The sequence below is a fragment of the Pseudomonas sp. LBUM1666 genome (assembly GCF_059695775.1).
This window is the reverse complement of the sequence record NZ_CP166789.1, coordinates 1,553,535-1,580,185: the sequence shown is the minus strand read 5'-3', so window position 1 is coordinate 1,580,185 and position 26,651 is coordinate 1,553,535. Positions and strand designations below refer to the sequence as shown.

24 protein-coding genes and 1 pseudogene are annotated in these 26,651 nt (G+C 60.4%); 9 read left to right on the top strand and 16 right to left on the bottom strand.

Going from position 1 to position 26,651, the window contains the following annotated elements:
* Nucleotides 1-49 precede the first annotated feature (49 nt).
* The 3 genes from ACA056_RS07140 (at nt 50) to xopAW (ending at nt 2,819) form a co-directional block, all read left to right on the top strand.
* Nucleotides 50-808 carry a response regulator gene (locus ACA056_RS07140; protein WP_497271509.1) on the top strand — a complete coding sequence of 253 codons (759 nt, stop codon included), beginning with the start codon at nt 50-52 and terminating at the stop codon, nt 806-808.
* Nucleotides 808-1,857 (top strand): sensor histidine kinase, encoded by a 1,050-nt coding sequence (locus tag ACA056_RS07135; protein ID WP_497271507.1) that lies wholly within the window; start codon nt 808-810, stop codon nt 1,855-1,857. The genes ACA056_RS07140 and ACA056_RS07135 overlap by 1 nt, the downstream gene beginning before the upstream one ends.
* 113 nt (nt 1,858-1,970) lie before the next feature.
* Nucleotides 1,971-2,819: a XopAW family type III secretion system calcium-binding effector gene (gene xopAW / locus ACA056_RS07130; protein ID WP_497271505.1), complete on the top strand. Its 849-nt coding sequence runs from the start codon at nt 1,971-1,973 to the stop codon at nt 2,817-2,819.
* Between the two features lie 141 nt (nt 2,820-2,960).
* On the opposite strand, the gene ACA056_RS07125 is transcribed toward xopAW, so the two are convergent.
* The 10 genes from ACA056_RS07125 to ACA056_RS07080 all read right to left on the bottom strand — a co-directional run bounded on the left by ACA056_RS07125 (nt 2,961) and on the right by ACA056_RS07080 (nt 11,639).
* Nucleotides 2,961-4,016 (bottom strand): AI-2E family transporter, encoded by a 1,056-nt coding sequence (locus ACA056_RS07125; RefSeq protein ID WP_095132397.1) that lies wholly within the window; start codon nt 4,014-4,016, stop codon nt 2,961-2,963.
* A 69-nt stretch (nt 4,017-4,085) separates the two neighbouring features.
* Nucleotides 4,086-4,892 (bottom strand): DUF4892 domain-containing protein, encoded by an 807-nt coding sequence (locus ACA056_RS07120; RefSeq protein WP_497271503.1) that lies wholly within the window; start codon nt 4,890-4,892, stop codon nt 4,086-4,088.
* A gap of 8 nt (nt 4,893-4,900) precedes the next feature.
* Complete coding sequence (locus ACA056_RS07115) at nt 4,901-5,560, bottom strand: glutathione S-transferase family protein (protein WP_056745055.1); 660 nt, start codon at nt 5,558-5,560, stop codon at nt 4,901-4,903.
* 50 nt (nt 5,561-5,610) lie between these two features.
* Entirely contained in the window at nt 5,611-6,465 is an 855-nt protein-coding gene (locus tag ACA056_RS07110; protein ID WP_497271501.1) for an alpha/beta hydrolase, read from the bottom strand.
* Complete coding sequence (locus ACA056_RS07105; RefSeq protein ID WP_497271499.1) at nt 6,462-7,268, bottom strand: alpha/beta fold hydrolase; 807 nt, start codon at nt 7,266-7,268, stop codon at nt 6,462-6,464. Before ACA056_RS07105 ends, ACA056_RS07110 begins: the two co-directional genes overlap by 4 nt.
* A 305-nt stretch (nt 7,269-7,573) precedes the next feature.
* Nucleotides 7,574-8,017, bottom strand: coding sequence for a hotdog fold thioesterase (locus ACA056_RS07100; protein ID WP_497271497.1), 444 nt, complete (start codon nt 8,015-8,017; stop codon nt 7,574-7,576).
* 32 nt (nt 8,018-8,049) lie between these two features.
* Nucleotides 8,050-9,717 carry an AMP-binding protein gene (locus ACA056_RS07095; RefSeq protein ID WP_497271495.1) on the bottom strand — a complete coding sequence of 556 codons (1,668 nt, stop codon included), beginning with the start codon at nt 9,715-9,717 and terminating at the stop codon, nt 8,050-8,052.
* Between the two features lie 68 nt (nt 9,718-9,785).
* On the bottom strand, nt 9,786-10,238 hold the full coding sequence (gene sixA, locus ACA056_RS07090) for a phosphohistidine phosphatase SixA (protein ID WP_403144097.1): 453 nt from the start codon (nt 10,236-10,238) through the stop codon (nt 9,786-9,788).
* The gene (locus tag ACA056_RS07085) at nt 10,235-10,582 is read right to left on the bottom strand and encodes a DUF4389 domain-containing protein (protein ID WP_008087808.1); all 348 of its coding nucleotides are present in this window, start codon (nt 10,580-10,582) and stop codon (nt 10,235-10,237) included. The genes sixA and ACA056_RS07085 overlap by 4 nt, the downstream gene beginning before the upstream one ends.
* Before the next feature lie 31 nt (nt 10,583-10,613).
* Complete coding sequence (locus tag ACA056_RS07080; RefSeq protein ID WP_134419054.1) at nt 10,614-11,639, bottom strand: NAD(P)H-dependent glycerol-3-phosphate dehydrogenase; 1,026 nt, start codon at nt 11,637-11,639, stop codon at nt 10,614-10,616.
* 196 nt (nt 11,640-11,835) lie between these two features.
* Here ACA056_RS07080 and ACA056_RS07075 point away from each other — a divergent pair.
* From ACA056_RS07075 to ACA056_RS07050, 6 genes and pseudogenes are all read left to right on the top strand, one after another.
* Nucleotides 11,836-13,959: pseudogene (locus ACA056_RS07075) on the top strand (TonB-dependent receptor plug domain-containing protein).
* Nucleotide 13,960: 1 nt separating this feature from the next.
* Nucleotides 13,961-14,893 carry an ABC transporter substrate-binding protein gene (locus ACA056_RS07070; RefSeq protein WP_497271492.1) on the top strand — a complete coding sequence of 311 codons (933 nt, stop codon included), beginning with the start codon at nt 13,961-13,963 and terminating at the stop codon, nt 14,891-14,893.
* Complete coding sequence (locus tag ACA056_RS07065; RefSeq protein ID WP_497271490.1) at nt 14,890-16,791, top strand: ATP-binding protein; 1,902 nt, start codon at nt 14,890-14,892, stop codon at nt 16,789-16,791. The genes ACA056_RS07070 and ACA056_RS07065 overlap by 4 nt, the downstream gene beginning before the upstream one ends.
* A 247-nt stretch (nt 16,792-17,038) precedes the next feature.
* Nucleotides 17,039-17,554, top strand: a complete 516-nt coding sequence (gene fabA / locus ACA056_RS07060; RefSeq protein WP_046046480.1) for a 3-hydroxyacyl-[acyl-carrier-protein] dehydratase FabA — start codon at nt 17,039-17,041, stop codon at nt 17,552-17,554.
* 11 nt (nt 17,555-17,565) lie between these two features.
* Nucleotides 17,566-18,786 carry a beta-ketoacyl-ACP synthase I gene (gene fabB / locus ACA056_RS07055; protein WP_134419046.1) on the top strand — a complete coding sequence of 407 codons (1,221 nt, stop codon included), beginning with the start codon at nt 17,566-17,568 and terminating at the stop codon, nt 18,784-18,786.
* 387 nt (nt 18,787-19,173) lie between these two features.
* Nucleotides 19,174-19,362, top strand: a complete 189-nt coding sequence (locus tag ACA056_RS07050) for a hypothetical protein (protein ID WP_282375654.1) — start codon at nt 19,174-19,176, stop codon at nt 19,360-19,362.
* A 70-nt stretch (nt 19,363-19,432) separates the two neighbouring features.
* On the opposite strand, the gene ACA056_RS07045 is transcribed toward ACA056_RS07050, so the two are convergent.
* From ACA056_RS07045 to ACA056_RS07020, 6 genes are all read right to left on the bottom strand, one after another.
* A complete protein-coding gene (locus tag ACA056_RS07045) occupies nt 19,433-19,975 on the bottom strand; it encodes a DUF2058 domain-containing protein (RefSeq protein ID WP_497271487.1) in 543 nt (180 codons plus the stop codon).
* A 28-nt stretch (nt 19,976-20,003) separates the two neighbouring features.
* Nucleotides 20,004-20,837: a nucleoside triphosphate pyrophosphohydrolase gene (gene mazG / locus ACA056_RS07040; RefSeq protein WP_497271485.1), complete on the bottom strand. Its 834-nt coding sequence runs from the start codon at nt 20,835-20,837 to the stop codon at nt 20,004-20,006.
* Between the two features lie 5 nt (nt 20,838-20,842).
* Nucleotides 20,843-23,086, bottom strand: coding sequence for a GTP diphosphokinase (relA, locus tag ACA056_RS07035; RefSeq protein WP_497271483.1), 2,244 nt, complete (start codon nt 23,084-23,086; stop codon nt 20,843-20,845).
* Between the two features lie 123 nt (nt 23,087-23,209).
* Nucleotides 23,210-24,562 (bottom strand): 23S rRNA (uracil(1939)-C(5))-methyltransferase RlmD, encoded by a 1,353-nt coding sequence (rlmD, locus tag ACA056_RS07030; protein ID WP_497271481.1) that lies wholly within the window; start codon nt 24,560-24,562, stop codon nt 23,210-23,212.
* Entirely contained in the window at nt 24,562-25,464 is a 903-nt protein-coding gene (gene cysM, locus ACA056_RS07025; RefSeq protein WP_033056865.1) for a cysteine synthase CysM, read from the bottom strand. Before cysM ends, rlmD begins: the two co-directional genes overlap by 1 nt.
* Before the next feature lie 109 nt (nt 25,465-25,573).
* The gene (locus ACA056_RS07020) at nt 25,574-26,596 is read right to left on the bottom strand and encodes a PDDEXK nuclease domain-containing protein (protein ID WP_497271479.1); all 1,023 of its coding nucleotides are present in this window, start codon (nt 26,594-26,596) and stop codon (nt 25,574-25,576) included.
* Nucleotides 26,597-26,651: the final 55 nt, after the last annotated feature.

The window sequence follows — 26,651 nt, the reverse complement described above, 5'->3', positions numbered from 1 at the left end:
CGCAGCCCATCTTTGTGGTTGGCAGCCTACCTGGCAGATGAACGCACGCATGCACAAGCTCCACGCACCTGTGAACGACGATCAAAAAGCGCCCGGCCATGACAAACGCTGGAGCATTCGCGCCCTGATCGTCGACGATGACGTCCCGATCCGCGAACTGATGATCGACTATCTGGCCCGGTTCAACATTCACGCCAGCGGCGTCACCGATGGCGCCGCGATGCGCCTGGCGCTGCAAGCGGAGCATTTCGACGTGGTGGTGCTCGACCTGATGCTGCCTGGCGAAGACGGTTTGTCGCTGTGCCGCTGGCTACGCGCCGAATCGGACATCCCGATTCTGATGCTCACTGCCCGCTGCGAACCCACCGACCGGATCATCGGCCTGGAACTGGGCGCCGACGACTACATGGCCAAGCCGTTCGAACCGCGAGAATTGGTGGCGCGCATCCAGACGATCCTGCGCCGGGTACGCGACGATCGCACCGAACAACGGGCCAACATCCGTTTCGACAACTGGCGCCTGAACAGCGTGCTGCGCCAATTGATCGCCGCTGATGGCCTGGTGGTGCCGCTGTCCAACGCCGAGTTCCGTTTGCTCTGGGTATTCATCGAACGTCCGCGCCGGGTACTCAGCCGCGAACAACTGCTGGATGCCGCTCGCGGTCGCTCGATCGAAGCCTTTGATCGCAGCATCGACTTGCTGGTCTCGCGCCTGCGCCAGAAACTCGGTGATGACCCGAAAGCCCCGCAACTGATCAAGACCGTTCGCGGTGAGGGTTATCTGTTCGACGCCAGAGACATCGGCTGATGCGTGCGCGCTTCGATACGCTCTTCGGCCGCCTGTTTGGCATGCTGCTGGTGGCGATCATCCTGGCGCACTTGTTGGCGTTTTTCTGGTTTCACTATTACGGCCCGCCGCCGCCGCCACCGCCGCCAGGGTTTTCCGAAAACTTCGACGGACAGCGCCCGCCGATGGACCCGCGCTTCGGAAATCGGCCACCGCGCCCGTGGTTCGGCGGCCCCTTGGTGCCGCTGACTTTTCAGCTGGTCTCGCTGATCATCGCCGCCTGGTACGGTGCCAAACTGCTGAGCCGGCCGATCCAGCGCCTGAGCGATGCGGCCGAGCGACTGAGCGAAAACCTTGATAGCCCGCCGCTGGATGAGTCCGGCCCACGGGAAGCCCGGCAAGCGGCACACACTTTCAACAAGATGCAGCAACGCATTCGAGAACAAGTGCAACAACGCTCGCGGATGCTTGGCGCCGTCTCCCACGACCTGCGCACGCCGCTGTCGCGACTCAAGCTGCGGCTGGAGCAGATCGACGACAACAAACTGCAAGGCCAGATGCGTCAGGATCTGGACGACATGATCAGCATGCTCGACGCCACCCTCACTTACCTGCATGAACAGCGGACCAGTGAAGTTGTGCAATGGATGGACGTGCAGGCGCTGGTCGAATCCCTGAGTGAAAACGCCCAGGACCAGGGCGCCGATGTTCTGACCAGCGGCCACTGCGTACCGTTGCAAGTGCAGCCGATGGCCTTGCGCTCGTGCATCAACAACCTGCTGGACAATGCCCTGCGTTATGCCGGGCAGGCCATGATTACGCTTGAAGACACGCGCGAAACCCTGGTGATCCGGGTCATCGACCATGGGCCGGGTATCGCCGCGGATAAACGTGAAGCGGTGTTCGAGCCGTTCTTTCGCCTGGAAGGTTCGCGCAACCGCAACTCCGGCGGGGTCGGGCTGGGCATGACCATCGCCCGAGAGGCGGCCGAACGCCTGGGTGGGCAGTTGAGCCTGGAAGAAACGCCCGGTGGTGGCCTGACAGCAGTGATTCGCCTACCCCGAACCTGATTACCCGTTCTGTGTACCGTTCGGTACAAACCTCATATACCCACGACAACTTGCCCCTTGAGGCTGCATAAGCCGGTGCACCCACCGGTTATCCATTCCAAGGAGTGAGCGCAATGATCGGTAGCGTCAGCAGTTATACGAGCTATACCAGCACCAACAGCACCACAACCAGCACCGCCCGCAGTCAGCAATTTCAGAAAGAGCTGCTTGCCAAACTCGACAGCAACAGCGACGGTGCGGTGGATCAGGATGAACTCAAGAGCGCCCTGTCGCAGAAAACCGACGACGGTCTGCTGGTCAGCCTGAGCAAGAATTTCGCCGACCTGGACAGCGACGAAAGCGGCAGCCTCAGCAGTGAAGAAATGGCCGCGATGGCCCCTCCGCCGCCACCGCCACGGGACCAGGCACCGAACACCGAACTGGCTGACGCGCTGATCAGCGCCCTGGACGCCGACGGTGACGGCGCCATCAGCAGCGATGAACTGAGCAACGGCCTGGCCAACGCCGGCAGCAGCGCCGACAGCACAGAAATCTTCTCGGCCCTGGACAAGAACGAAGACGGCTCCGTCAGCCAGGACGAACTCGCCGCCAGCCTCGCCCCGCCTCCGCCGCCCCCTCAACAAGTGTCCAGCGAAGAACTGTTCAGCCAGCTCGATGCGGACAGCGACGGCAGTGTCAGCGCCACCGAACTGACCAGCGCGTTACAGACCAGCAGCACCTCATCGACCAGCACCGACACCAGCGCCGCATTGCTCAAAGTGCTGGATAGCGACAGCAGTGGCGGCGTCAGCAGCGACGAGTTGAACGCGGCGTTGCAAGCCGGCCGCGAGCGAAGCACCAACAGTTCTACCGATCAGTCGAACGTGACCGAAGCCCTGAACAAAATGATCGCCAACCTGAGCAAGCAGTACTCGCTCGACAACGTGGCGACCGTGGGCAAATACCTGAACGTCGCCACCTGAGTCAAAAGCATCGCGAGCAGGCTCGCTCCCACAGTTGATCTGCATTGATCACATAATTTGTTATCGATACAAAATCAATGTGGGAGCGAGCTTGCTCCGGGCGGCGTTCCGACGAAGGGGCCCTAAGCTCCAACAAAAATCTCAGGGCCGGCGATCCTCAACCCGAGCCTGACTCTTGCTCCAGTCGTTCAGCAGGCTGTAGGCCACCGCCAACAACGTCGGGCCGATGAACAAGCCAATAAAACCAAAGGCAATCAACCCGCCAAACACCCCGAGCAGGACAATCACCAACGGCAAATTACCGCCCCGGCTGATCAGGTACGGTTTGAGCACGTTGTCGACGCCACTGATGATGAACATCCCCCAAATTCCGAGAAACACCGCCATCCCGTACTCGCCCTTCCAGGCCAGCCAGGCCGTTGCCGGAATCCACACCAGCGGCGGCCCCATCGGAATCAGGCTCAACAAAAACGTGACGATCCCCAGCACTAGCGCCCCGGGTACCCCGGCAATCAAAAACCCGATCAACGCCAGAACCGCCTGGGCCGCCGCCGTCCCGATCACGCCGTTCACCACCCGCTGCACCGTGCCCGCCACCAATTCAATGTAATACCCGGCACGGTCACCAATCAGACGTTCCAGCAAACCATGAACAAACGCCGCCAGACGCGGCCCGTCACGGTAGAAAAAGAACACGAAGACGATACTCAACGTCAGCTCGAGTATCCCGCCGCCAATCTGCGCGCTGCGCGCCAGCAGCCAATTGCCGACCTGGCCCAGATAAGGTTTGACCGCCAGCATCATCGCCGCGCCCTGCTGATCGATGCTGTTCCAGACCCCCACCAGCCGCTCGCCCACCAAGGGAATACTGCCCAGCCAGGTCGGCGCTTCCGGCAGCCCGTCGACCTGCACATCCTTGATGAACGCCGTGGCATCGCGCACATGGTCCGCGAGGTTGAACCCCAGCCAGACCAACGGCAACGCCACCAGCAACATCCAGCCCAGCGTCAGCACTGCGGCCGCCAGAGATTCGCGACCATTGAGCAAACGCGTCAGCAAACGCATCAGTGGCCAGCTGGCAAACGCCAGCACCGCGCCCCAGAACAGCGCCGACCAGAACGGCGCCATCACCCAGAAGCTCGCGCCAAACAGCACCAGGAGCAGGATCTGCACCAACAGCCGATCGTTATTGATCATCTAAATCTCGAAAAAAATCAGTCCGCAAAAGAGTAGGCGAACGCAGCGTGTACGTTCGCCTGATAAAGCTTATCGCAACAGTTGGATGTGCAAGCCAGCAACTTCGACGCTACCCGCTTCCATCCTGGCGGTACGCACACCCTGCCCGATCAGTGCCTGTCGCCAGGCTTCGGCCTTCGGCCCGGAAACACTGACCCGCAACGTGGTGTCCAGATTCAGCCCACGAGAAATCAGGCGTAGCCAGGTATCGTCAGGATCGCCGGTCAATTTGGGTAAATCGAGCTCACCGGTGCTTTTGAGTTCTCGAAGCAAGGTTGCAGAAGTCGGCAGCAAATCACCCAGCGGCGCGGCGGCGTCAAACTGTTCGACGTGCAGATAAGCTTTGCGATTGCCGCGCGTGATGCTGTAAAGCGCCACCAGTGTGTTGTCCTGCGGGGCCGCCAGGCGCAACAGCAAATACGCTTGCTGATCATCAGCGCCATAAAGCTTGGCATTGCCGAAGACATCATTGGCCCACAGGCTGCTTTCGCCGCAATCACGGGCCTGGCACCAGAACAGCAACTGGGCGTCCTGCTTCTGCAAGGCTTCACGAGCGGCGGTGAAGGCCTCGGTGGAGGAATGCTCCGGTGGCAACTCGTAGGTTACCGAAGTGGTTTGCCCTCGGGCAGCAACCTGGCCATCAAAGCGCAACTGGCCGCTGATTTTGCGGATCGAGCCCAGTGGATAGATCCGCTCAAGCTCGGCGACCGGACGATAGTCAACGATCTGCGCATCGGCCATACGCGGCACGATCGGCAGGTCCTGACTGCCCGGGACATCGGCGGCAAATAACAGCGGACTGAAACAACACAGCGACAGCAGACTGAGTGAACGCATGGATAGACTCATCGGATCAGCATGGCCTGGGCGCCCTTGATGATACTGGCGTCATCGATACGCTCAGGCACCAGCAAACCGCGCTGTACCGCCGGGCGCGCCTCCATGGTTGCCATCCAGCGCTGCAGGGCCGGCAAACCGTCGACCTCGACGCCCGACCACTCATGGCCACGGACCCACGGATAAGTGGCGATGTCGGCAATGCTGTACTCACCGGCCAGAAACTCCACGGCTTGCAGGCGCGTGTCGAGCACTTCATAGAGGCGGCGGGTTTCATGTTGATAGCGATCGATGGCGCCCTGGAGCTTCTCCGGGAAATAACGGAAAAACACGTTGGCCTGGCCTTGCATCGGGCCGATCCCACCCATCTGGAACATCAGCCATTGCAGGACCACTGAACGCCCCTTGGGGTCTTTTGGCAGCAGTTTGCCGCTCAGTTCAGCCAGGTAAATCAGGATCGCGCCGGATTCAAACACGGCGAAATCGCCGTTGGCGCGGTCGACAATCGCCGGAATCCGGCCATTGGGATTGATCTTGAGGAAGCCCTCGGACTTCTGTTCCTTTTTGTCGAAACTCAAGGCGTGCACCGTGTAGGGCAGGCCGAGTTCCTCGAGCACGATAGAGACCTTGTGGCCATTCGGGGTCGCAGCGGTGTAGAGATCTATCATGGTTGTCTCCCATTTCAACCCGCCCAGCCTCGACAGTTGCCCGGCGCAAGTCAAGGAACGGCGAAAAACCGATTGAAACAGTCTGCGACAAGGTCGGCACCGGGTTCGTCATTCAGGTGCAAATGATGACCGCCAGGCAGCTGTTCACGGCTAAAGGGTAGACGCTCCAGCAACTCGGGATGTTTGGCGAGCATACCGTCGGCAGCCACCACCAGTTTTGCAGGACAACTGACTCGCTGGACGAAGGCCATCGCTTGTTCGGTGGTCAGACGCAGCGGCGACGGTAACGTCAGGCGGTTATCGGTGCGCCAGGTATAACCGCCCGGCACCGGCATCAATCCACGTTGGGCCAGCAGTTCTGCGGCTTCGCGACTGACAGCGACCAAACCTTTCATGCGCGCCTCGATAGCCCGGTCGAGGGTGTTGTAGACCGGTTTGCGCTTCTCCCGCAAATCCAGCTGCGCTTGCAGGGCCATGCCCATCCGTTCGGCAGCGTTTTCGCCTTTGTCTGTAGGAGGAATGATGCCGTCGATCAACGCCAGATGGGTCACCCGCTCCGGCAACGAACCGGCCAGCACCAGCGAAACGATCGCGCCCATGGAATGCCCCAGCAGCCCAAAGCGCTTCCAACCCAATTGCTCGGCCACTTGCAGCACGTCATGGGCGTAGTCCCACAGCGCGTAACCGGCACCGGTCGGCCGATGCCCGGAATGACCGTGACCGGCCAGGTCCAGCGCAATGATGCGCAAGCCTTTGAGCTTCGGCGCCAGCCGGGCGAAGCTGTTGGCGTTGTCCAGCCAGCCATGCAAGGCGATCACCGGCATGCCGTCTTCGGGGCCGAACAAGTGCGCTGCCAGCTCGATGTGCGGCAAGCTCAGGCGAACTTCTTCAACGACGTTGCTCATGCGCAATCCTGTTGGCGGCGACCTTCCCAACGGCTGAGCAGGTTCTTCAGCAGCGTGGCGGTGTCCTGGGGACGTTCGAGGGGAAACATGTGGCCGCCAGGCATGGTCAGGGACTCGCCCAGCGGCAAGCGCCCCACGAGGCTTGCGTGATGACGCATTACCACCCGGCTCTTGTGCCCCCGAACCACCGCCAGCGGCACTTTCAGTTGCCGCGTGCGGCCGGGACTGGTGTGCGGCACGCCACGGTAAATACTGATTTCCGTGGCCGGGTCGAAGCGCAGGCGCAACCTGTCGCCCACCTTGTGCAAGCCGTGTTGCAGGTAAGCGTCGAAGCATTCCGGGTCGAAACTGCGAAACAGGGTTTTGCCAGCGAAATAGAGTCGGGCCGCTTCCAGATCGGTGAACTCTTCCCGACGTCCCAACGTACGGCCGGCCGGGGTCAGGCGATCGATGAAACCGAAGCGTTTGGCGGCGCGGATCACCCATTGATCAGCGCGGGTCAGCACCGGCGAATCAAGCATCACCACGCCGCGATAGAGCTCGGGGCACCGCAACGCCGCGTGCAGATGCAGCACGCCACCGAAGGAATGACCGACGCCCCACACCGGTTCCGGTTGCTGCCTGAGGTGATGAATCAGCTCGTCAACCAGGTTGTACCAGTTGTCGTCCGCCGGAAAACGCGGGTCGTGGGCGTGCTGCTGCAGATGCGTCACCTGATACTCGGGCGCCAGCGCCGCGAACAACTTGCCGTAGGTGCCCGAGGGGAAACCGTTGGCGTGGGCGAAAAATATCTGTTGCGACATACCGGTGATCCATCAACGAAAACAAGGGTTGATTGTCCGTAACACTGGCGGCTACAGCAATGACTGTAAGTGACAGGAGTGATGACAGTCCGGTCAAGGCTATGGGGTGTCAGTTAGATCGCCCCCTCACCCTAACCCTCTCCCCAAAGGGGCGAGGGGACTGACCGTGGGTTTCTCTCGAAATACTGCGACCTGATCAATTGCGTCTAACTCAGGATTTGAAAAGCTTGAAGATCGGCTCCCTTTCCCCCTCTACCCTCTGGGGAGAGGGTTGGGGTGAGGGGTGGATTCATCTGAACACACCCTCAACGACCTGGCGGATTCTCACCCAACGGCACCACCGCCATGGTCAACCGCGACACACAACTGGCCTTCCCCTCATCACTGGTCAAACGGATGTCCCAGACATGCGTCGTGCGGCCAATGTGAATCGGCTTGGCCACCGCCGTGACCCGTCCGCTGCGCAAGCCGCGCAAATGGTTGGCGTTGATTTCCAGGCCCACGCAATAAAACTTGCTGGCGTCGATGCACAGGTAACTGGCCATCGAGCCGACCGTTTCGGCCAGCACCACCGAGGCGCCGCCGTGCAGCAAGCCGTAAGGCTGGTGAGTACGATGGTCGATGACCATGCTCGCGGTCAGGGACTCTTCGTCGAAGGCTTCGAAGCGAATATCCAGCACTTCGCCGATGGTGTTTTTCTGGATTGCGTTCAACTGCTCGACCTTGGGAGTGGTACGCCACAGACTCATCGTTGCTTTCCTTGATTGGTGTTATTCGTGACTCAATCCTGCCACAGCACCGCTTCGCTGCGCTCGCTCCATTCCTCGAATCGGGCGCCGTAAGCCGCTTCGATCACATTGCGTTTGATCTTCAGGGTCGGCGTCAGAAAGCCGTTTTCCACCGCCCAGCTGTCCTTGACCACCACCAATCGATGCAAGCGTTCGTGTTTGTCGAGGACGCCGTTGACCTCCTCCAACAGTTTTTCCAGGCTTGAATGCAGGCCCGCCCGCGCCGTTCCGCTGGCGTCCTGCTGACCGACGGCCGAGAGCACGCACAATCCCAGCGGCGCACTCAGGCCATCACCCACTACACACACCTGCTCGATGCGCGAATGCTCCGCCAGACGATTCTCGATCGGTGCCGGGGCGACGTATTTGCCTTTGCTGGTCTTGAATATTTCTTTCAGGCGCCCGGTCAGGCGCAGGTTGCCTTCGGCGTCTTCCTCGCCCTTGTCGCCAGTGCGCAGGAAGCCGTCCTCGGTAATGGTTTCGGCGGTTTTCTCAGGCTCCTTGAAATACCCGAGCATGGTCGCGCCGCTACGCACCATGACCTCGCCCGACTCGGCGATCCGCACCTCGACCTCCGGGCATGGCTTGCCGATCCAGCCGGGTTTGTTCTGGCCCGGTCGGCAAACGTGCGAATAGCCGCAACTTTCGGTCATGCCGTAGACCTCCAGTACATCCAGCCCCAGTTTGCGGTACCACAGCAGCAAGGTCTGCGGCACTGGCGCGGCGCCGGACAACGCGATGCGCAAGGCATCCAGCCCAAGCCCGGCCAGGACTTTGTGGCCAACCCGCTTGCCGATGATCGGCAGACCGAGCAGGAAGTCGAGGCGTTTTGCCGGGATCTTGCTGTACACGCCCATCTGGAATTTGGTCCAGATCCTTGGCACACCGAACAGCGCGGTCGGTCGTGCACGGCGCAAATCGCTCAGGAAGGTGTCGAGGCTTTCGGCAAAAAACACCGTTTGCCCGGTGTAGATCGACGCCAGCTCGACGAACATTCTCTCGGCGACATGGCACAGCGGCAGGTAGGACAGCAGCCGATCCGACTCATTCAAGCCAAACAACTGCGTGCCGCGAGTGGTGGCAAACCCCAGATTGGCGAAACTGTGCATCACGCCTTTGGGCATGCCGGTGGTACCGGAGGTGTAAATGATGGTCGCCAACTGGTCGGCGGACGGCTTGGGATCGTCCTGGATCGGTGAGCTCTTTTGCAGGTCGGCCCAGCTGAAATCGAACGTGCCGGACGGATGCAACGGCAGGCTGATTGTCGGCAGATCGGCGCTGACCCCGAGAGACATGCCTGGCCAGTCATCGAGTTTGCCGATGAACACCAGCGCCGCTTCGGAGTGTTCAAGGACCTGGGCCACGGTCTCGGCGGTGAGGTTCGGGTAGAGCGGCACCGATACGTGGCCCGCCATCCAGATCGCCAGGTCGGCGATGATCCAGTGCGCGCAGTTTTTCGAGATCAGGGCGATGTGGCTGCCTTGGGGCAGTTCGCGTGCGCGCAGCCAATGCGCGGCGCAGCGCGCCTGATGACCGACGTCGGCCCAGCTCAGGGTCTCGACCTGTCCGTCGCCCACGGGCTGGACCAGAAAGCGCTGGCGGGGATGACGGGCCTCACGCTCGTAGAAGACGTCCAGCGGCAAACGAAAAGCAGCAGGCATGCGACTCGCTCCTTTATTTTTGGTCTGGAGCAAGCGTAGTCAACCAAGCAGTTGCTCGGTTGACTATTTTACGGGTGCTTGATGCCTTTGAGCTTCATCGCGCCGGCCAGCGGCAAATCACCTTCAAGTTCTGCAAGGCCGGCGGTTTTCACCGCTTCCGGGTCTTGCACATGGCCGTGCTGCAAGTAACCCAACAGGTTGCCCACCAGCGGGTTATGACTGACCAGCAACGCGTGATCCACAGACACCAACTGCTCCGCCACCGCTTGCGGGCGGTTGTCGGGGGTCAGCCAGTCGACGGTACGAATCTCCGGCGCGAAATTCAGCGCTGTACGCACAATTTCTGCGGTCTCCTGCGCTCGCAGGTAAGGACTGGCATAGATCGCGGTCAGCGGCTTGCCGGCCAACTCGGCGGCAGTGCGCAGCACTTCTTCACGACCATGGGCAGTCAGTGCCCGCTCCGAATCAGGACGCTTGCCGTGTGGCTCGGCTTCACCATGACGCAGTATCCAGAGTTTCATAGCTTGGGCTCCTCATCTCGGACCGGGTGTGGTGCCGGCGCCACAGCGTGCGGCGCTTCACCTTCCGGTGTACGCGGCGTCGGCCAGTCGGCGAACGGCCAGGGCTTCTGGTCACTGTGGAAACTGCCGAATCGACCGATCTGCGCCAGAAACTGGCTCAGGCTGTCGCCGAAGTTCATCAGGCTGGCGCTTGGGGCGCCATAGATCAAACGATAGATCAGTTGAACCAACACCACGGCGCCGAGGATGAATTGCGCCACTTGCCATACCAGCACGTAGACGATCATCCACAACACGCGCAGCAGGATGGATTCGTACTTGGCTTCTGTTTTCGGATCGTTCATGTCTCGCTCCCTGCCCCTGTCAATTGAGTGCTCAGTTGAAACCGCTGGTGGAAATAAAGTCGACGTCGGTTTTCGGCTCGGCACGCATCAATAGACCGATCACCTGCTCCAGCGTGCGCCCTTCGAACAGAATGGCATGCAGCCCGGCGACCAGCGGCATGTACACGCCCACCTCCTGAGCCTTGGCCTTGAGCACCTTGAGGGTGTTCACGCCTTCGGCGACTTCGCCCAGGCGCGTCACTGCATCTTCCAGGCTCAAGCCCTGGCCGAGGGCGAATCCGACCTGGTAGTTACGGCTTTTTGGCGACGAGCAGGTGACGATCAAATCGCCGACGCCCGCCAAACCGAGGAAGGTCATCGGGTTGGCGCCCTGATTCACCGCAAAGCGGGTCATTTCCGCCAGCGCCCGGGTGATCAGCATGCTCTTGGTGTTTTCACCCATGCCCAACGCCACCGCCATGCCGGCGATGATCGCGTAAACGTTTTTCAGCGCCCCGCCCAACTCCACGCCGAAGCGGTCGGCGCTGGCGTACACGCGAAAGGTCCGCCCATGCAACGCCTCCTGGACCCGCTGGCAGAGTTCTTCGTCTTCGCTGGCGACCACCGTGGCAGTCAGCGCGTGTTCGGCGATTTCACGGGCCAGGTTCGGCCCGGACAGCACGCCGATGCGCGCTTGCGGGGCGATCTCTTCGAGGATTTCGCTCATTAACTTGAAGGTGTGGGCTTCGATGCCTTTGGTCAGGCTCACCAACAATTTGCCGCTCAAACGTTCGGCGTGCGGCATCAATACCGAGCGCAGCGCGCTGGACGGCAGTGCGACGAAGCACAGGTCGCAGGCTTGCAGAGTGGCCAGCAGGTCGGTGACCGCTTCCACGGCCGGCAGAATCTTGATGCCCTTGAGGTAACGCGGGTTCTCGCGATTGACCCGAATGGCCTCCGCCTGCTCGGGGTCACGCATCCACAGCCGGACCTGATGCCCGTTCTCGGCCAGCAGGTTAGCCACGGCGGTACCAAAACTTCCGCCTCCCAGGACCGCAATTGGGCGCTGTTCAGTCATATGCAATCCGTTAATCCATACCAGTGGCGATGTCGGCATTATACGGAGCGGCCCAGTGGCGGCCAGCCCCCGCATCAATTACCGACACTTGTAGGAAGAAGACCAAGAAAACCGAGGAAAATGCCCACAACGTGACTGGAAAAGTCATTGCGCTCGGTTAACATGCGCGCCAATTGCTCGCTATCAAGGATGTGTTGTGTCGTTTGGCTCTCCATCACCTCGCTCGCCGCTGGTACTGGCGCTGATCTTCAGCTCGCCATTACTTGCCGACGACTTGTTCCTCGACAGCGAGCCGCTGCCGCAAGTATTGACCGCGACACGGCTCAAGCAGTCGCCGGCCGCGGTACCGGGAAGCATGACGGTGATCGACAGCGAACTGATCAACGCCAGTGGCGCCCGGGACATCAGTGAGTTGCTGCGACTGGTGCCGGGAATGATGGTCGGCAACATCAACGGCAACCAGGCGGCGGTGAACTATCACGGTACCAATGCGACCGAAGCGCGACGCCTGCAAGTCTTGATCGACGGCCGTTCGGTGTATCGCGCAGGCCTGGCCACCGTGGACTGGAGTGACATTCCGGTGGCCCTGAAAGACATCGAGCGCATCGAAGTTTTTCGCGGCCCGAACACCGTCAGCTATGGCGCCAATGCGCTGATGGCGGTGGTCAACATCATCACGCGTAACCCGGCTGACAGCCACGGCACGCGGATGAAAGTCACCCGTGGGCAGCGCGGCATCGACGACTTTTACGCCAGCCAGGGCGTGGGTTGGGACGGCGGCGACCTGCGCCTGTCACTGTCCGGCCAGCAAGACGACGGCTTCGACTCGGACCGTAACGGCGCCGATTACCGCGACAGCCGCCGCTTGAACCGCTTCAACCTCGCCGTCAGCCAGACGCTCACTGAAAACCAGAGCATCGACTGGCAATTGAATGCCAAGGACGGGAGCAACCAGCGGCCGTATACCTACCGCCCGGTCTTCTCGGGGATTACCGCTGCGGGGAACAATTCCGACGTCATCGCCAAGGACTACGCCGGCTCGCTGCGCTGGAACCTCGACATCAGTCCCGATCACAGCCTTTACATCCAGGGCTCGGCGCAGCACTGGGATCGTCAGCAGACCTGGCGTGCCTGCGATGCCGAGGTTTCGTTCAGCCCACAGTTGACCGAACTCTGGCAGCTCAACCCGAATTACACCGAACGCCTGGCGCGTAACATGGAGCGCTACACCGGCCCCGGCGCGCCCGCAGGTGACCCGGCCCAGCGCGCACTGGCCAATCAAGTGCTGGACCAATGGCGAAACGGCGCCCGGCAAACCCTCTGTGGCGATATTGACCAGAGCACCCGGGAATCGCGCTACGACCTTGAATTGCAGGACACCCTCAGCCTGTCCGACAGTCTGCGGCTGGTCAGCGGCATGAACTATCGTTACGACCGGGCAGATTCCGAGACCTACTTCAATGGCACCCTCGACGACACCACCTGGCGGGCGTTCGGCCAACTCGAGTGGCGCGCCACCGAGCATTGGTTGCTGCAGGGCGGTGCGATGTTCGAAGACACGCAATTGATCGGCAGCTCGCTCACCCCCCGGGTGGCGGTCAACTACCTGATCAACCCGCGCCATGGCCTGCGGGCGGTGTACTCGGAAGCCATCCGCTCGCCGGACATGTTCGAGAACAACGTCAACTGGAGCTATCAGGTAAAGAACCTGCGGCCCAGCGCCTATGGCCAGTCCAGTGCGCGTTATTTCGTCAAGACCCGTGGCCCCGGCAACCTCGAACAGGAACACATGCGCTCCCGGGAGCTGGGCTACAACGGCTACTTTGCCGAAGTGGGACTGGCGGTCGATGTGAAGCTGTTCTACGACGAAATCACCGGGATGATCAGCTAACCGCTGCGCAACAATCAGTACATCGCCAGCAACTCAAACAGCGCGCGCTTCTCCGGGGCAGAAACCCAGCTCGACTGGAGAATCAGCAGCGCCGATCGCCTGCGTCTGACGTATGCCTACGTCGATACCGAGGCGAGCAACCCTCAGGATGCACAACAGACCGCTCGAAACAGCGGTTCCGCCGGTTGGCTGCACAACTGGGGCCACGGCTGGAACAGCGCGCTCTTCTACTATGGTGACGATGCCCTGAACGGCTACCGCTTCGAACGGGTCGACACGCGCATCGCCAAACGCATCGGCCTGGGCAAGGCCAGCCTGGAACTGGCCGGTGTGCTCCAGCAACGCCTCGACAGCCAGCCCACAACCTTCGTCGACAACAACTACGACGAGCGCCGAGTGCTTTACTTCAGCGCAGAGCTGGCGTTCTAAGGTGCTCTATAGCCCGTCACGCAAGACGCCAATCCTTGGCCGCCTGCTGGCCGGGTTGTGCCTGGTGTTTGCCGGACTGCTGAGCAGCCTGGCGGCCAGCGCCGCGGACATTTTGCTGACCGGCGCCGAGGACAGCCCGGGCATGCAATCCTTCACCCAGGCCCTGAGCGCCCTGCGGCCTGCCGATAACGTGCGCTTCCAGCCACTGGCCAGTCTGCCGGCGCCAGGCAAACTGCCCGCCGGCACCCGTTTGATTCTGCTCGACCTGCCGAGCCTCGACTGGCGCCTGCAAGACACCCAGGGCCCGGCAACGCTGGTGCTACGCATCAGCCGCCTGCAAGCCCGTCAGCATCTGGGGGCCACCCTGCCCCCGCATCTCAGCCTGCTCTGGAGCGACCCGCCCCTGGACCGACAATTGCGCCTGACCCGACTGCTGCTGCCGCAGGCCAAACGGGTCGGCGTGCTCTTCGACAGCCACAGCGAATTCCTTTTGAAAGAATTGCATCAGGCCGCCCACTCCCTGGGCCTTGAAGTAGTCACCGAGCGCTGGGATAACACGAACGACAGCCGGCCGCTGCAGACCTTGCTGAAAAACAGCGACGTGTTGCTGGGCCTCGACGACCCCGATCTGTACAACCCGAAAACCGCGAAGAACCTGTTGCTCAGCAGCTATGCACGGCAACTGGCGCTGATCGGCCCTAACGCCGGGTTCGTCAGGGCCGGGAGCCTGGCCAGCACCTACAGCGATCAGAGCGATTGGCTGGCGATACTCGACGAATTGCTCGACCGGCCACCGGCCACGTGGCCACGCACGCACTACCCGCAACGCTTCAAAGTCTTAAGCAACCCGCAAGTGGCTCGTTCATTAGGTATTGAACAGATGAACGAAGCGTCTGTCGCAACACAGTTGGCCGAAGGAGAAAATCGCCCATGACCTTCCGTCGCCGTTGGGACATCAACACTCGCACACAGATCATCAGCCTCGGCCCTGCCCTGTTGCTGACGTTGCTGTTGATCAGCTTCTTTACCTTCGTGCGGATCCAGGACCTGCGTCAGGAGCTCAATCACACCGGGCAACTGATCGCCAACCAACTGGCGCCGGCCACCGAGTACGGGGTGATCTCGGGCAACAACGAGGTGCTCGACAGTTTGCTCAAGGCCACCCTCGCCACGCCCAATGTGCGCTTTCTGGAAGTCCAGGACAGCGCCAACCGGATTCTGGTGTACGTCGAGCAACCGTCGGAAACCCACAACCGCTCGCACCAGGTCGAAGTGTTCCAGGCCCCGGTGCGGCTGCAACGAATCCAGCTGCACAATGATTTCCTGCAGGGCAGCCGCGTCGCCAACACAGCGCCCACCGAGGATTATCTGGGTCGGGTGATCGTCGGCCTGTCCAATGACGCCTTCAGCCAGCGTCAGCAGGAAATCCTGCTCAAGGCCGGGATCCTGGCGCTGTTCGCCCTGCTGTTTACTTTTCTGGTCGCCCGGCGACTGGCCGGCAGCCTGTCGCAACCGATCCGCGACATCGGCAACGCGGTCAAGGCAATTCAGGACGGCGACTACAAAACGCCGCTGCCGATCGTCGACGACACTGAACTGGGCGCGCTATCGCAACACATCAACAACCTCGCCAACGGGCTCGAACAAGCCAGTCGCGAACAGCATCAAGCGATGGCGCAGTTGATTCAGACTCGCGAGGAAGCGGAAAAGGCCAACAACGCCAAATCCGATTTCCTTGCGATGATGAGCCACGAACTGCGCACGCCGATGAATGGCGTGCTGGGCATGCTGCAACTGCTGGAAACCACCGAGATGACCGAGGAGCAGGTCGAATACGCGGCGCTCGCCTCGGAGTCCACCGAACACCTGCTCAAAGTCATCAACGACATTCTGGATTTCTCGCGCATCGAGCGTTCGGAACTGGAGCTGGAGCACATTCCGTTCAACCTTGCGGACCTGATCGGCAGTTGCGCCCAGTCGTTCTCCCACAGCGCCGTGCAACGCGGGCTCGACCTGGCGCTGTCGATCCCGGACGACATGCGCGCGTTGCAGGTGCAGGGCGACCCGACGCGGATCCGGCAGATCCTGGTCAACCTGATTGGCAATGCGCTGAAATTCACCGAACAGGGCCGCGTCAGCATCGAACCGCAATGGCAGTCGCTGGATCACGAACTGCTGTGGTTCACCTGCACTGTGCGCGACAGCGGGATTGGTATCTCGGCTGAACGCCTGGAATTGATGTTCAACGCCTTCCAGCAGGCCGACAGTTCTATTTCGAGGCGATACGGTGGCACCGGGCTGGGCCTGCCGATTGCTCGCACACTGGCTGAACGCATGGGCGGCACGTTGCGCGCCCAAAGCGAGGAAGGTCGCGGCTCGGTGTTCACCCTGGAAATCCCGCTGGCGCTCTATAAACAGACGCTGCCCATGCTGGTGCCGCGCACACCGACCGGCAGCGGTGATGGCGAAGGGCGCAACGTGTTGCTGGTGGAAGACAATCCGGTCAATCAGACGGTCATCGAAGCAATGTTGCGCAGTCTGGGCTTTACTGTCAGCGTCGTCACCGATGGCGCCCAGGCAGTGCGCAGTGCGGAGAGTCTGATTTTCGAAGCCATTTTGATGGACTGCCGGCTACCGATCATCGACGGCTACGAGGCCACCCGACAGATTCGCCAATTACCCGGCTGCACAGACTTGCCGATCATCGCACTGACCGCCAACGCCTTGCAGGGTGACCGCGAAGCCTGTTTATCGGCGGGAATGAACGATTACCTGGCCAAGCCCTTCAAACGCACTGATCTGCAGCAAATTCTGCAGCGCTGGGTGCAGTAGTGCAGGCCTTTCGGCTATCTGCGACTGGCGTGAAAGGCGAAAGTGCGGCAGTCTTAGGCACCCGAACAGGCCCGAAAAGGGGCTTGAATAATAATTTCAGTGCACAAGTGTACATTCATGTCCTTGGTGCTGTGACTTTCACCACAACGCAATAGTCTATGAGTAGGCTGCTGACTCGAGGCATGAACGCTTCGATCGGCCGGGAAGATTTGCCCCACCTGCCGCATGGGACTATTGAGGAGCTCGCATGACCAAACAAAACGCCTTTACTCGGGAAGACCTGCTGCGCTGCAGTCGCGGTGAGCTGTTCGGCCAAGGTAACGCGCAACTGCCCGCCCCCAACATGCTGATGGTGGATCGCATCACCCATATCAGCGAAGAGGGCGGCAAGTACGGCAAGGGTGAATTGGTCGCCGAGCTGGATATCACTCCGGACCTGTGGTTCTTCGCCTGCCACTTCGAAGGTGATCCGGTGATGCCAGGCTGCCTGGGCCTCGACGCCATGTGGCAACTGGTCGGCTTCTTCCTCGGCTGGCAAGGTCTGCCGGGCCGTGGCCGTGCCCTGGGTTCGGGCGAAGTGAAATTCTTTGGTCAGGTTCTGCCGACCGCCAAGAAAGTAACCTATAACATTCAGATCAAGCGCGTACTGAAGGGCAAGCTGAACCTGGCCATCGCCGATGGTTCGGTCAGCGTCGACGGCCGCGAGATCTACACCGCCGAAGGCCTTCGGGTCGGCGTTTTCACCTCCACTGACAACTTCTAAGGGTTATCCGCATGCGCCGCGTCGTTATCACTGGTCTGGGCATCGTTTCGTGCCTGGGCAATGACAAAGAGACCGTCTCCGCTAACCTGCGTGCAAGCCGCCCTGGCATCCGGTTCAACCCGGAATATGCCGAAATGGGTCTGCGTAGCCAGGTTTCCGGCTCCATTGACCTTCCCCTCGAAGAGCTGATCGATCGCAAGATCTATCGCTTCGTCGGCCACGCGGCGGCTTACGCCTACCTGGCCATGAAAGACGCCATCGCCGACTCCGGTCTGACCGATGAGCAAGTCTCCAACCCGCGTACCGGCCTGATCGCCGGCTCCGGTGGCGCCTCCACGCTGAACCAGATGGAAGCGCTGGACATCCTGCGCGAGAAAGGCGTCAAGCGCGTTGGCCCATACCGTGTAACTCGGACCATGAGCAGCACCGTTTCCGCTTGCCTGGCCACGCCGTTCAAGATCAAGGGCCTGAACTACTCCATCGCTTCTGCCTGCGCCACCAGTGCTCACTGCATCGGTACCGCCATGGAACAGATCCAGATGGGCAAGCAGGACATCGTGTTCGCCGGCGGCGGTGAAGAAGAACACTGGAGCCAATCGTTCCTGTTCGACGCCATGGGCGCACTGTCCAGCCAGTACAACGAAACCCCGGAAAAGGCTTCCCGTGCCTACGACGCCAAGCGTGACGGTTTCGTCATCGCCGGCGGTGGCGGCATGGTCGTGGTCGAAGAGCTGGAACACGCTCTGGCCCGCGGCGCGAAGATCTACGCGGAAATCGTTGGCTACGGCGCGACCTCCGACGGCTACGACATGGTCGCCCCAAGCGGCGAAGGCGCCATCCGCTGCATGCAGATGGCCATGTCCACCGTTGACGCTCCGATCGACTACCTGAACACCCACGGCACCTCGACTCCGGTCGGCGACGTCATGGAAATGAAAGGTGTGCGTGAAGTGTTCGGCGACAAGGCCCCGGCCATCAGCTCCACCAAGAGCCTGTCGGGTCACTCCCTGGGCGCCGCCGGCGTTCACGAAGCGATCTACTGCATGCTGATGATGGAAGGCAACTTCATGGCGGGTTCCGCCAACATCGACGAACTGGACCCGGAAGTGGCTGACATGCCGATCCTGACCAAGACTCGTGAAGACGCCACCATCAACACCGTGATGAGCAACAGCTTCGGCTTCGGTGGCACCAACGCTACGCTGGTACTGAAGCGCTGGCAGGGCAAGTAATACCCCGCCACTACGCTGTACATAAAAACGCCCCGACTGGTTCGGGGCGTTTTTTTTGTGCCTTTAAAACAGATAGCCCTGGCCAGGCACAAAACCTGTGGGAGCGAGCTTGCTCGCGATGAGGCCATTACATTCACCATCATCATTGACTGTGAGGCCGCCATCGCGAGCAAGCTCGCTCCCACAAGGATTGCGGTGAACATGAAGCTTTTGTCATGAAACTCAACGTCCTGCGACCGAATGTCGCGTGTTTAGCGGGCTGCAGGACTTTTGCCGATTCTGCAAAAATTAGTTGCCGAACTCTACCGTTTACTTAGCAGGCTAACCAAACATATAACGGAGTCCTGCACACGCCTTGCTGCAGATAACAGAGATTGGAGCTAGCAGATGACTGTAAAAGTAACTGAGCGCGACGATTCACATAAATCCCACGAAGGCATCGCCGCCGGTATCCGCATCTGGGACGTACATCAACAAGACATGCTGGTGGGGATGTTCCACTCCGAAACCGATGCCCACAGCTACAAGGCCGAACTGGAAAAACTGGAGCAACAACGAGAGCTCCAATCCGCATAAGCAATGACAGCATTGAAAACGACAAACCCCGCCATGAGCGGGGTTTGTCGTTATTGCAGCCTTTAACGGCTTACCACATCAGATCATCAGGAATCTGATAGGCGGCGTACGGATCGTCTTCGGCAATGACTTCTTCGGTCTTCACATTCAGCTGCACGATGCGCTGTGGATCGCGCTCCTGGATCTTCAGGGCCGCTTCACGCGGGATCACTTCGTAGCCGCCGGCATGGTGCACGATGGCCAGCGAACCGCTGCTGAGCTTGTTGCGCATCAGGGTGTTGACGCAGATGCGCTTGACCTTCTTGTCGTCAACGAAGTTGTAGTAGTCCTCGGTCGTCAGCTTCGGCAGGCGCGAGACTTCGATCAACTGTTTGACCTGAGCAGCGCGAGCCTTGGCCTCGGCCTTCTCCTGTTGCTGACGGTTCAGCTCCTGATCGCGCTTGACCTTCTCGGCCATGGCTTCCTGAGCCGCCCGCTGCTGCGAGTCATCAAGTTCGATCTGACCTTTGTGGGCCAGACGCTGCTGTTTCTGCTTCTCTTTGCCGACCTGTTTGGCCTGCTTCTGGTTGACCAGCCCTGCTTTGAGCAACTGGTCGCGAAGGGAAATGCTCATGGTGCTTATTACTCACTTAGGCAACTGCTCAACCGCAGCTGGGCAAATTCTTTTCCTGACGTTTGGCTTCGCCCCACAAGGCGTCCAACTCTTCGAGGGTGCAATCTTCTATGGGACGGTGGGTGTCGCGCAATGCCTGTTCGATAAAACGGAAGCGTCTTTCGAACTTGCTGTTGGCGCCACGCAGTGCAGTTTCGGGATCGACCTTGAGATGACGCGCCAGATTGACCACGGAAAACAACAAATCACCGACTTCATCGGCAATCGCTACCGAGTCATTGTCGGCCATGGCTTCGAGCACTTCATCGAGCTCTTCGCGCACTTTGTCGAGCACCGGCAAGGCGTCAGGCCAGTCGAACCCGACCTGCCCTGCGCGCTTCTGCAACTTCGCCGAACGGGACAATGCCGGCAGTGCTGCGGGCACGTCGTCGAGCAAAGACAGTTGTTCGGGCGCCGAAGATTTCTCCGCCCGTTCTTCAGCCTTGATCTCTTCCCAGCGCTGTTTGACCTGCTCTTCACTCAGGCGCGGTACATCCAGCGGCGCGTACAAATCACCAGTGGGAAACACGTGAGGATGACGGCGGATCAGCTTGCGAGTGATGCTGTCGATGACACCGGCGAATTCGAAGCGCCCTTCTTCCCGGGCCAACTGGCTGTAATAAACCACCTGGAACAGCAAATCCCCCAACTCACCCTGCAAGTGATCGAAGTCACCGCGCTCGATGGCGTCGGCGACTTCGTAGGCTTCCTCAAGGGTGTGCGGGACGATGGTTTCGTAGGTTTGCCTTATGTCCCACGGGCAGCCGAACTGCGGGTCGCGCAGACGGCTCATCAGGTGCAGCAAGTCTTCAAGGCTGTACATCGGTTTCACGGAGTCCGGTTACGACGGGTTTCGATGATGTTTGGCAACTGGGAAATCCGCCCCAGCAACCGCCCCAGTGCATCCAGCCCCGGAATCTCGATGGTCAGGGACATCAACGCGGTGTTGTCCTCTTTGTTCGAGCGGGTGTTGACCGCCAGCACATTGATCCGCTCGTTGAGCAGCACTTGCGAAACGTCACGCAGCAGGCCGGACCGGTCGTAGGCGCGGATGATGATGTCCACCGGATAGGTGAGCACCGGCACCGGCCCCCAGCTGACCTGGATGATCCGCTCGGGCTCGCGCCCGCCCAGTTGCAGCACCGAGGCGCAGTCCTGACGGTGAATGCTCACGCCACGACCCTGGGTGATGTAACCGACGATCGCATCCCCCGGCAGCGGCTGGCAGCAGCCGGCCATCTGGGTCATCAGGTTGCCGACGCCCTGGATCTGGATGTCGCCGCGCTTGCCTGGTTTGTAACCGGTGGCCTTGCGCGGAATCAGTTCCAGCTGTTCGTTGCCGCGCTCCGGCTCGACCAGTTGCTGCGCCAGGTTCACCAGTTGTGCCAGACGCAAATCGCCTGCGCCCAACGCGGCGAACATGTCTTCGGCCATTTTCATGTTGGCCTTTTCGGCCAGCTTGTCGAAATCCACCGCTGGCAGACCGAGACGACTGAGTTCGCGCTCCAGCAAGGTTTTACCGGCGGCGACGTTCTGATCGCGCGCCTGCAATTTGAACCAGTGAACGATCTTCGCCCGTGCCCGCGAGGTGGTGATGTAACCCAGGTTCGGGTTCAGCCAGTCGCGGCTCGGGGTGCCGTGCTTGCTGGTGATGATCTCGACCTGTTCACCGGTTTGCAGGCTGTAGTTGAGCGGCACGATGCGCCCGTTGATCTTCGCGCCACGGCAGTTGTGACCGATTTCGGTGTGCACGCGGTAGGCGAAGTCCAGTGGCGTCGAGCCTTTCGGCAAGTCGATGGCGTGACCGTCCGGGGTGAAGATGTAGACCCGATCCGGCTCGATATCGACCCGCAGCTGTTCGGCCAAACCACCAATGTCGCCCAGCTCTTCGTGCCACTCGAGGACCTGACGCAGCCAGGAGATTTTCTCTTCGTAGTGGTTCGAGCCGGATTTGACGTCGGTGCCCTTGTACTTCCAGTGCGCGCAAACGCCCAGCTCGGCTTCTTCGTGCATGGCGTGGGTGCGGATCTGCACTTCCAGCACCTTGCCCTCGGGGCCGATCACCGCAGTGTGCAGCGAGCGGTAGCCGTTCTCTTTTGGGTTGGCGATGTAGTCGTCGAATTCTTTCGGGATGTGCCGCCACAGGGTGTGGACGATACCGAGCGCGGTGTAGCAGTCGCGCATTTCCGGCACCAGCACGCGAACGGCGCGCACGTCGTAGATCTGGCTGAATTCCAGACCCTTGCGCTGCATTTTGCGCCAGATCGAATAGATGTGTTTGGCCCGGCCGCTGATGTCGGCATCGACGCCGGTGGCCTGCAGCTCTTCTTTGAGCTGGGTCATCACGTCGGCGATGAAACGCTCGCGATCCAGTCGCCGCTCATGGAGCAACTTGGCGATCTGCTTGTACTGATCGGGCTCGAGGTAACGGAAGGACAAATCCTCCAGTTCCCATTTGATATGACCGATACCGAGACGGTGAGCCAGCGGCGCGTAGATGTCGAATACTTCACGGGCGACGCGGTTGCGTTTTTCGTCATCGGCGGTTTTCACCGCACGGATCGCACAGGTGCGTTCGGCCAGTTTGATCAGCGCGACGCGAACGTCGTCGACCATGGCGACCAGCATCTTGCGCAGGTTTTCGACCTGGCCCTGCGTGCCCAACACCAGGGATTGACGGGGGCTGAGGCTGGCGCTGATCGCCGCCATGCGCAACACTCCGTCGATGAGTTTGGCGACCACCGGACCGAAGCGCTGGCTGATCGCCGGCAATTCAATCTGGCCTTCGCGCACACCGCGATACAGGATCGCGGCCACCAACGAATCCTGATCGAGTTTGAGGTCGGCGAGAATCTCGGCGATCTCAAGGCCCGTGCGGAAACTCGAGGTCCCTTCAGACCACAGGTTTTTCGCCGCATTGGCTTGTTGTTCAGACGCACGAGCAAACTCGCACGCTTCCTTCAAGGCTTCGCGATCCAGTGCCGGATCGACACTGACCGCGTGATCGAGCCAAGCCTCGAGATTGATACTGCCGTCGGTGTTGATCGGCTGGTGTGCTCTCACCTGTACCATCTTGCTTACCTTCCCTACGACGCACATTCAATGCGTCAAATCGCTGACCTTCGTTGCCCGTGCGCCCACATCAGGGCCGGTACGCGGCTGCACGGGCGGGCCAGTCGGACCAGACGAGCCTTCCTAGCTCGCTTCAAATAACGCCATGGCCTCGACATGTGCCGTCTGAGGAAACATATCGAGAATCCCGGCACGTTTTAACCGGTAGCCCTGCTTGATCAATTCGACCGTATCGCGCGCCAGCGTTGCCGGATTGCACGACACATACACCAACCGTTTGGCGCCCAGGGACGCCAGCTTGCGCACTGCCTCGAAAGCACCGTCACGCGGTGGGTCCAAGAGTACCGCACAAAAGCCTTCGCGCGCCCATTCGGCATCGGTCAAAGGCTGGGATAAATCGGCCTGAAAAAACTTCGCATTATGAAGATTGTTGCTAGCAGCGTTCGCGGCTGCTCGCTCGACCATCGCCTGCACACCTTCCACCGCCACCACTTCGCGAACGACCTTGGCCAGCGGCAAGGCAAAGTTACCCAAACCACAGAATAGATCGAGAACTCGTTCCTCCGCCGTCGGCTTCAGCCACTCCAGCGCCTGGGCGATCATCGCTTCGTTGACCCCGGCGTTGACCTGGATGAAATCTCCCGGTCGGTACGCCAGGTTCAAGTCCCACTGTTCAAGTCGATAACCCAACGACTGGTCAGCCTCGACCGGTTGCGGTTCGCCGTCACCGTGCAGCCACAATTGGGCTTCATGGAACGCGCAGAAATCCTTGAGGATCGTCATGTCGGCGTCGGACAGCGGCGCCATGTGCCGCAGCAACACCGCCAACTTCGATCCGGCAAATAATTCCACATGCCCCAGCGCCTGAGGTTTGCTCAAGCGCCGCAACATCTCCGGCAAGCGGGTCATGATCGGTTGCAAGGGTTGTACCAGCACCATGCATTCGTTGATCGCAACGATGTCCTGACTGCCCGCCGCGCGGAAACCGACTTCGAGCTTTTTCGCCTTCATGTCCCAGCGCACCGCCACTCGGGCGCGACGCCGGTAACCGAATTCCGGACCGCTTAACGGTGCTGCCCATTCTTGGGGTTCAACACCGGCGACCTTGGACAATTGCTCGGCGAGCATGCGCTGTTTCAGGGCGAGTTGTTCGTTGTGCGGCAGATGTTGCACGCTGCAACCGCCACAGCGACCGGCATGCGGACACGGTGCCGGGCGGCGCAGTTCACTGGCCTGGAACACCCGTTCGGTGCGCGCCTCGACCACTTTCCCGTGGGCGCCCAATACGCGTGCTTCGACTTCTTCACCGGCCAATGCGCCGATGACGAACCAGGTGCGACCTTCAAAAAACGCGATACCGCGACCGTCATTAGCCAGGCGCTCAATACTCAAGCGCTGCTTTTTGCCGGTCGGAATTTGCGGGGCCTTGCTGCCGCCGGTGGGCTGGAAGCGCAGGCCTCTCTCTTGCTTGGCCATCAGTTGGGCGCGTCGAAAATGCCGGTCGACAAGTAACGGTCGCCACGGTCGCAGATGATCGCGACGATCACCGCGTTTTCAACTTCTTTGGACAGTCGCAGCATGGCTGCTACGGCACCGCCCGAGGACACGCCACAGAAGATGCCTTCTTCGCGGGCCAGACGACGGGTCACGTCTTCGGCTTCGCTTTGCGCCATGTCGACGATCCGGTCCACGCGCTCGGCCTGGTAGATCTTCGGCAGGTATTCCTGCGGCCAGCGACGGATGCCCGGAATCGCCGAGCCTTCCATCGGTTGCAGACCGATGATCTGCACGTTCTCGTTCTGCTCTTTCAAGTAGCGCGAGACGCCCATGATGGTACCGGTGGTGCCCATGGAACTGACGAAATGGGTGATGGTGCCTTCGGTCTGACGCCAGATTTCCGGGCCGGTGGTGGTGTAGTGCGCTTCGGGATTGTCGCCGTTGGCGAACTGATCCAGCACCTTGCCGCGGCCTTCGGCTTCCATTCGCTGGGCCAGGTCGCGGGCGCCTTCCATGCCCTCTTCCTGAGTGACCAGAATCAGCTCGGCGCCATACGCCGTCATGGCGGCTTTACGTTCGGCGCTGGAGTTGTCCGGCATGATCAGGATCATCTTGTAACCCTTGATCGCGGCGGCCATCGCCAAGGCGATCCCGGTGTTACCCGAGGTCGCTTCGATCAGCGTATCGCCGACGTGGATCTGCCCGCGCAATTCAGCGCGGGTGATCATCGACAACGCCGGACGGTCCTTGACCGAACCCGCCGGGTTATTCCCTTCGAGCTTGAGCAAAAGGGTATTGCTGGTGGCGCCAGGCAGGCGCTGCAAACGGACCAGCGGAGTGTTGCCGACGCAATCGGCGATGGTTGGGTACTGCAAGGTCATGGCGTAATTCGCAATCCAGACTGCGGGGGCGCCTATCATACCGGCAAACTTCGGCAGGCCATATCACGCAAAGTGCGGTGCTTATGGTTTATGGGAATAAGGGGCTGGATCAGTACTCTTCGCCTTGCGCGACATTCAATGCATAGAACTCATGCAACTTGGCCTGCAACAACTGTTTGTCCGGTAGCTGCACCTGATATTCAGCGATCAGCGCTGGCGACAGGCTGCGGTTAAGGGCGTACTCGACCACCTCGTCATCCTTGCTGGCACACAGCAACACACCAATGGCAGGGTTTTCGTGAGGTTTGCGCTCCTTGCGATCCAGCGCTTCCAGATAGAAGTTCAGTTTGCCCAAATACTCCGGTTCGAAGCGGCCGACCTTAAGCTCAATGGCCACCAGACAGTTGAGCCCACGGTGGAAGAACAGCAGATCCAGGGCGAAATCACGCCCGCCGACTTGCAGCGGGTGTTCAGAGCCAACAAAACAAAAGTCGCGACCCAGCTCGATCAGAAATTCCTTGAGGCGAGCCAGCAAACCTTTATGCAGATCGGTTTCGGCATGGCCGCCGGGCAGGTCGAGAAATTCGAGCATGTAGGCGTCGCGGAATATCTCAAGCGCTGCCGGGTGAGTTTGTTTCAGCACTGCTGAGACTTTTGCTGGTTGGGTAATGCTGCGCTCGAACAGTGCGGCTTTTAGCTGGCGTTCCAACTCACGCGTCGACCACTTTTCCTGGACGGCCAGACGCAGATAGAACTCACGCTCCTGCGGGAGTTTGCTCTGACTTAGTATGAGCAGGTTGTGGGTCCAGGGTAATTGTGTCAGCAGTGCTGACACTTTTTCATTGTCCCGATAAGCCTCGTAAAACTGGCGCATACGGAACAGATTGCGCCGGGTAAACCCGCGCAACCCTGGTTGAGTCTGAGCCAGATGTTCAGCCAGTTGGCTGACCACAGAATCGCCCCACTCAGCCTGTTCCAGCTTGCGACTGATGTAAGCACCCACCTGCCAATACAGCTGGATCAACTGGGTATTCACCGCCTGCATGGCCTGCTGCTTGGCACTTTGAATCAGCGCAAGCACTTCATTGAAACGGTCGTCGGTTGTGCTGCCGGGGACGCTGGATGCATTCATGCCGAACTCCTGGAGGACGAGGGAAACGCGAGTCTATTCCGTCAAGTCAGGCTTT

Excerpts from the sequence above, each read along its gene's own strand:
- xopAW (WP_497271505.1), top strand. The coding sequence starts at position 1,971 with ATGATCGGTAGCGTCAGCAGTTATACGAGCTATACCAGCACCAACAGC.
- mazG (WP_497271485.1), bottom strand. The coding sequence starts at position 20,837 with ATGTACAGCCTTGAAGACTTGCTGCACCTGATGAGCCGTCTGCGCGAC.
- ACA056_RS07115 (WP_056745055.1), bottom strand. The coding sequence starts at position 5,560 with ATGATAGATCTCTACACCGCTGCGACCCCGAATGGCCACAAGGTCTCT.
- fabA (WP_046046480.1), top strand. The coding sequence starts at position 17,039 with ATGACCAAACAAAACGCCTTTACTCGGGAAGACCTGCTGCGCTGCAGT.
- ACA056_RS07050 (WP_282375654.1), top strand. The coding sequence starts at position 19,174 with ATGACTGTAAAAGTAACTGAGCGCGACGATTCACATAAATCCCACGAA.
- ACA056_RS07045 (WP_497271487.1), bottom strand. The coding sequence starts at position 19,975 with ATGAGCATTTCCCTTCGCGACCAGTTGCTCAAAGCAGGGCTGGTCAAC.
- ACA056_RS07125 (WP_095132397.1), bottom strand. The coding sequence starts at position 4,016 with ATGATCAATAACGATCGGCTGTTGGTGCAGATCCTGCTCCTGGTGCTG.
- relA (WP_497271483.1), bottom strand. The coding sequence starts at position 23,086 with ATGGTACAGGTGAGAGCACACCAGCCGATCAACACCGACGGCAGTATC.
- cysM (WP_033056865.1), bottom strand. The coding sequence starts at position 25,464 with ATGACCTTGCAGTACCCAACCATCGCCGATTGCGTCGGCAACACTCCG.
- ACA056_RS07080 (WP_134419054.1), bottom strand. The coding sequence starts at position 11,639 with ATGACTGAACAGCGCCCAATTGCGGTCCTGGGAGGCGGAAGTTTTGGT.
- ACA056_RS07140 (WP_497271509.1), top strand. The coding sequence starts at position 50 with ATGCACAAGCTCCACGCACCTGTGAACGACGATCAAAAAGCGCCCGGC.
- ACA056_RS07085 (WP_008087808.1), bottom strand. The coding sequence starts at position 10,582 with ATGAACGATCCGAAAACAGAAGCCAAGTACGAATCCATCCTGCTGCGC.
- ACA056_RS07095 (WP_497271495.1), bottom strand. The coding sequence starts at position 9,717 with ATGCCTGCTGCTTTTCGTTTGCCGCTGGACGTCTTCTACGAGCGTGAG.
- ACA056_RS07120 (WP_497271503.1), bottom strand. The coding sequence starts at position 4,892 with ATGCGTTCACTCAGTCTGCTGTCGCTGTGTTGTTTCAGTCCGCTGTTA.
- fabB (WP_134419046.1), top strand. The coding sequence starts at position 17,566 with ATGCGCCGCGTCGTTATCACTGGTCTGGGCATCGTTTCGTGCCTGGGC.
- rlmD (WP_497271481.1), bottom strand. The coding sequence starts at position 24,562 with ATGGCCAAGCAAGAGAGAGGCCTGCGCTTCCAGCCCACCGGCGGCAGC.
- ACA056_RS07110 (WP_497271501.1), bottom strand. The coding sequence starts at position 6,465 with ATGAGCAACGTCGTTGAAGAAGTTCGCCTGAGCTTGCCGCACATCGAG.
- ACA056_RS07020 (WP_497271479.1), bottom strand. The coding sequence starts at position 26,596 with ATGAATGCATCCAGCGTCCCCGGCAGCACAACCGACGACCGTTTCAAT.
- ACA056_RS07135 (WP_497271507.1), top strand. The coding sequence starts at position 808 with ATGCGTGCGCGCTTCGATACGCTCTTCGGCCGCCTGTTTGGCATGCTG.
- ACA056_RS07105 (WP_497271499.1), bottom strand. The coding sequence starts at position 7,268 with ATGTCGCAACAGATATTTTTCGCCCACGCCAACGGTTTCCCCTCGGGC.
- ACA056_RS07100 (WP_497271497.1), bottom strand. The coding sequence starts at position 8,017 with ATGAGTCTGTGGCGTACCACTCCCAAGGTCGAGCAGTTGAACGCAATC.
- sixA (WP_403144097.1), bottom strand. The coding sequence starts at position 10,238 with ATGAAACTCTGGATACTGCGTCATGGTGAAGCCGAGCCACACGGCAAG.
- ACA056_RS07065 (WP_497271490.1), top strand. The coding sequence starts at position 14,890 with ATGACCTTCCGTCGCCGTTGGGACATCAACACTCGCACACAGATCATC.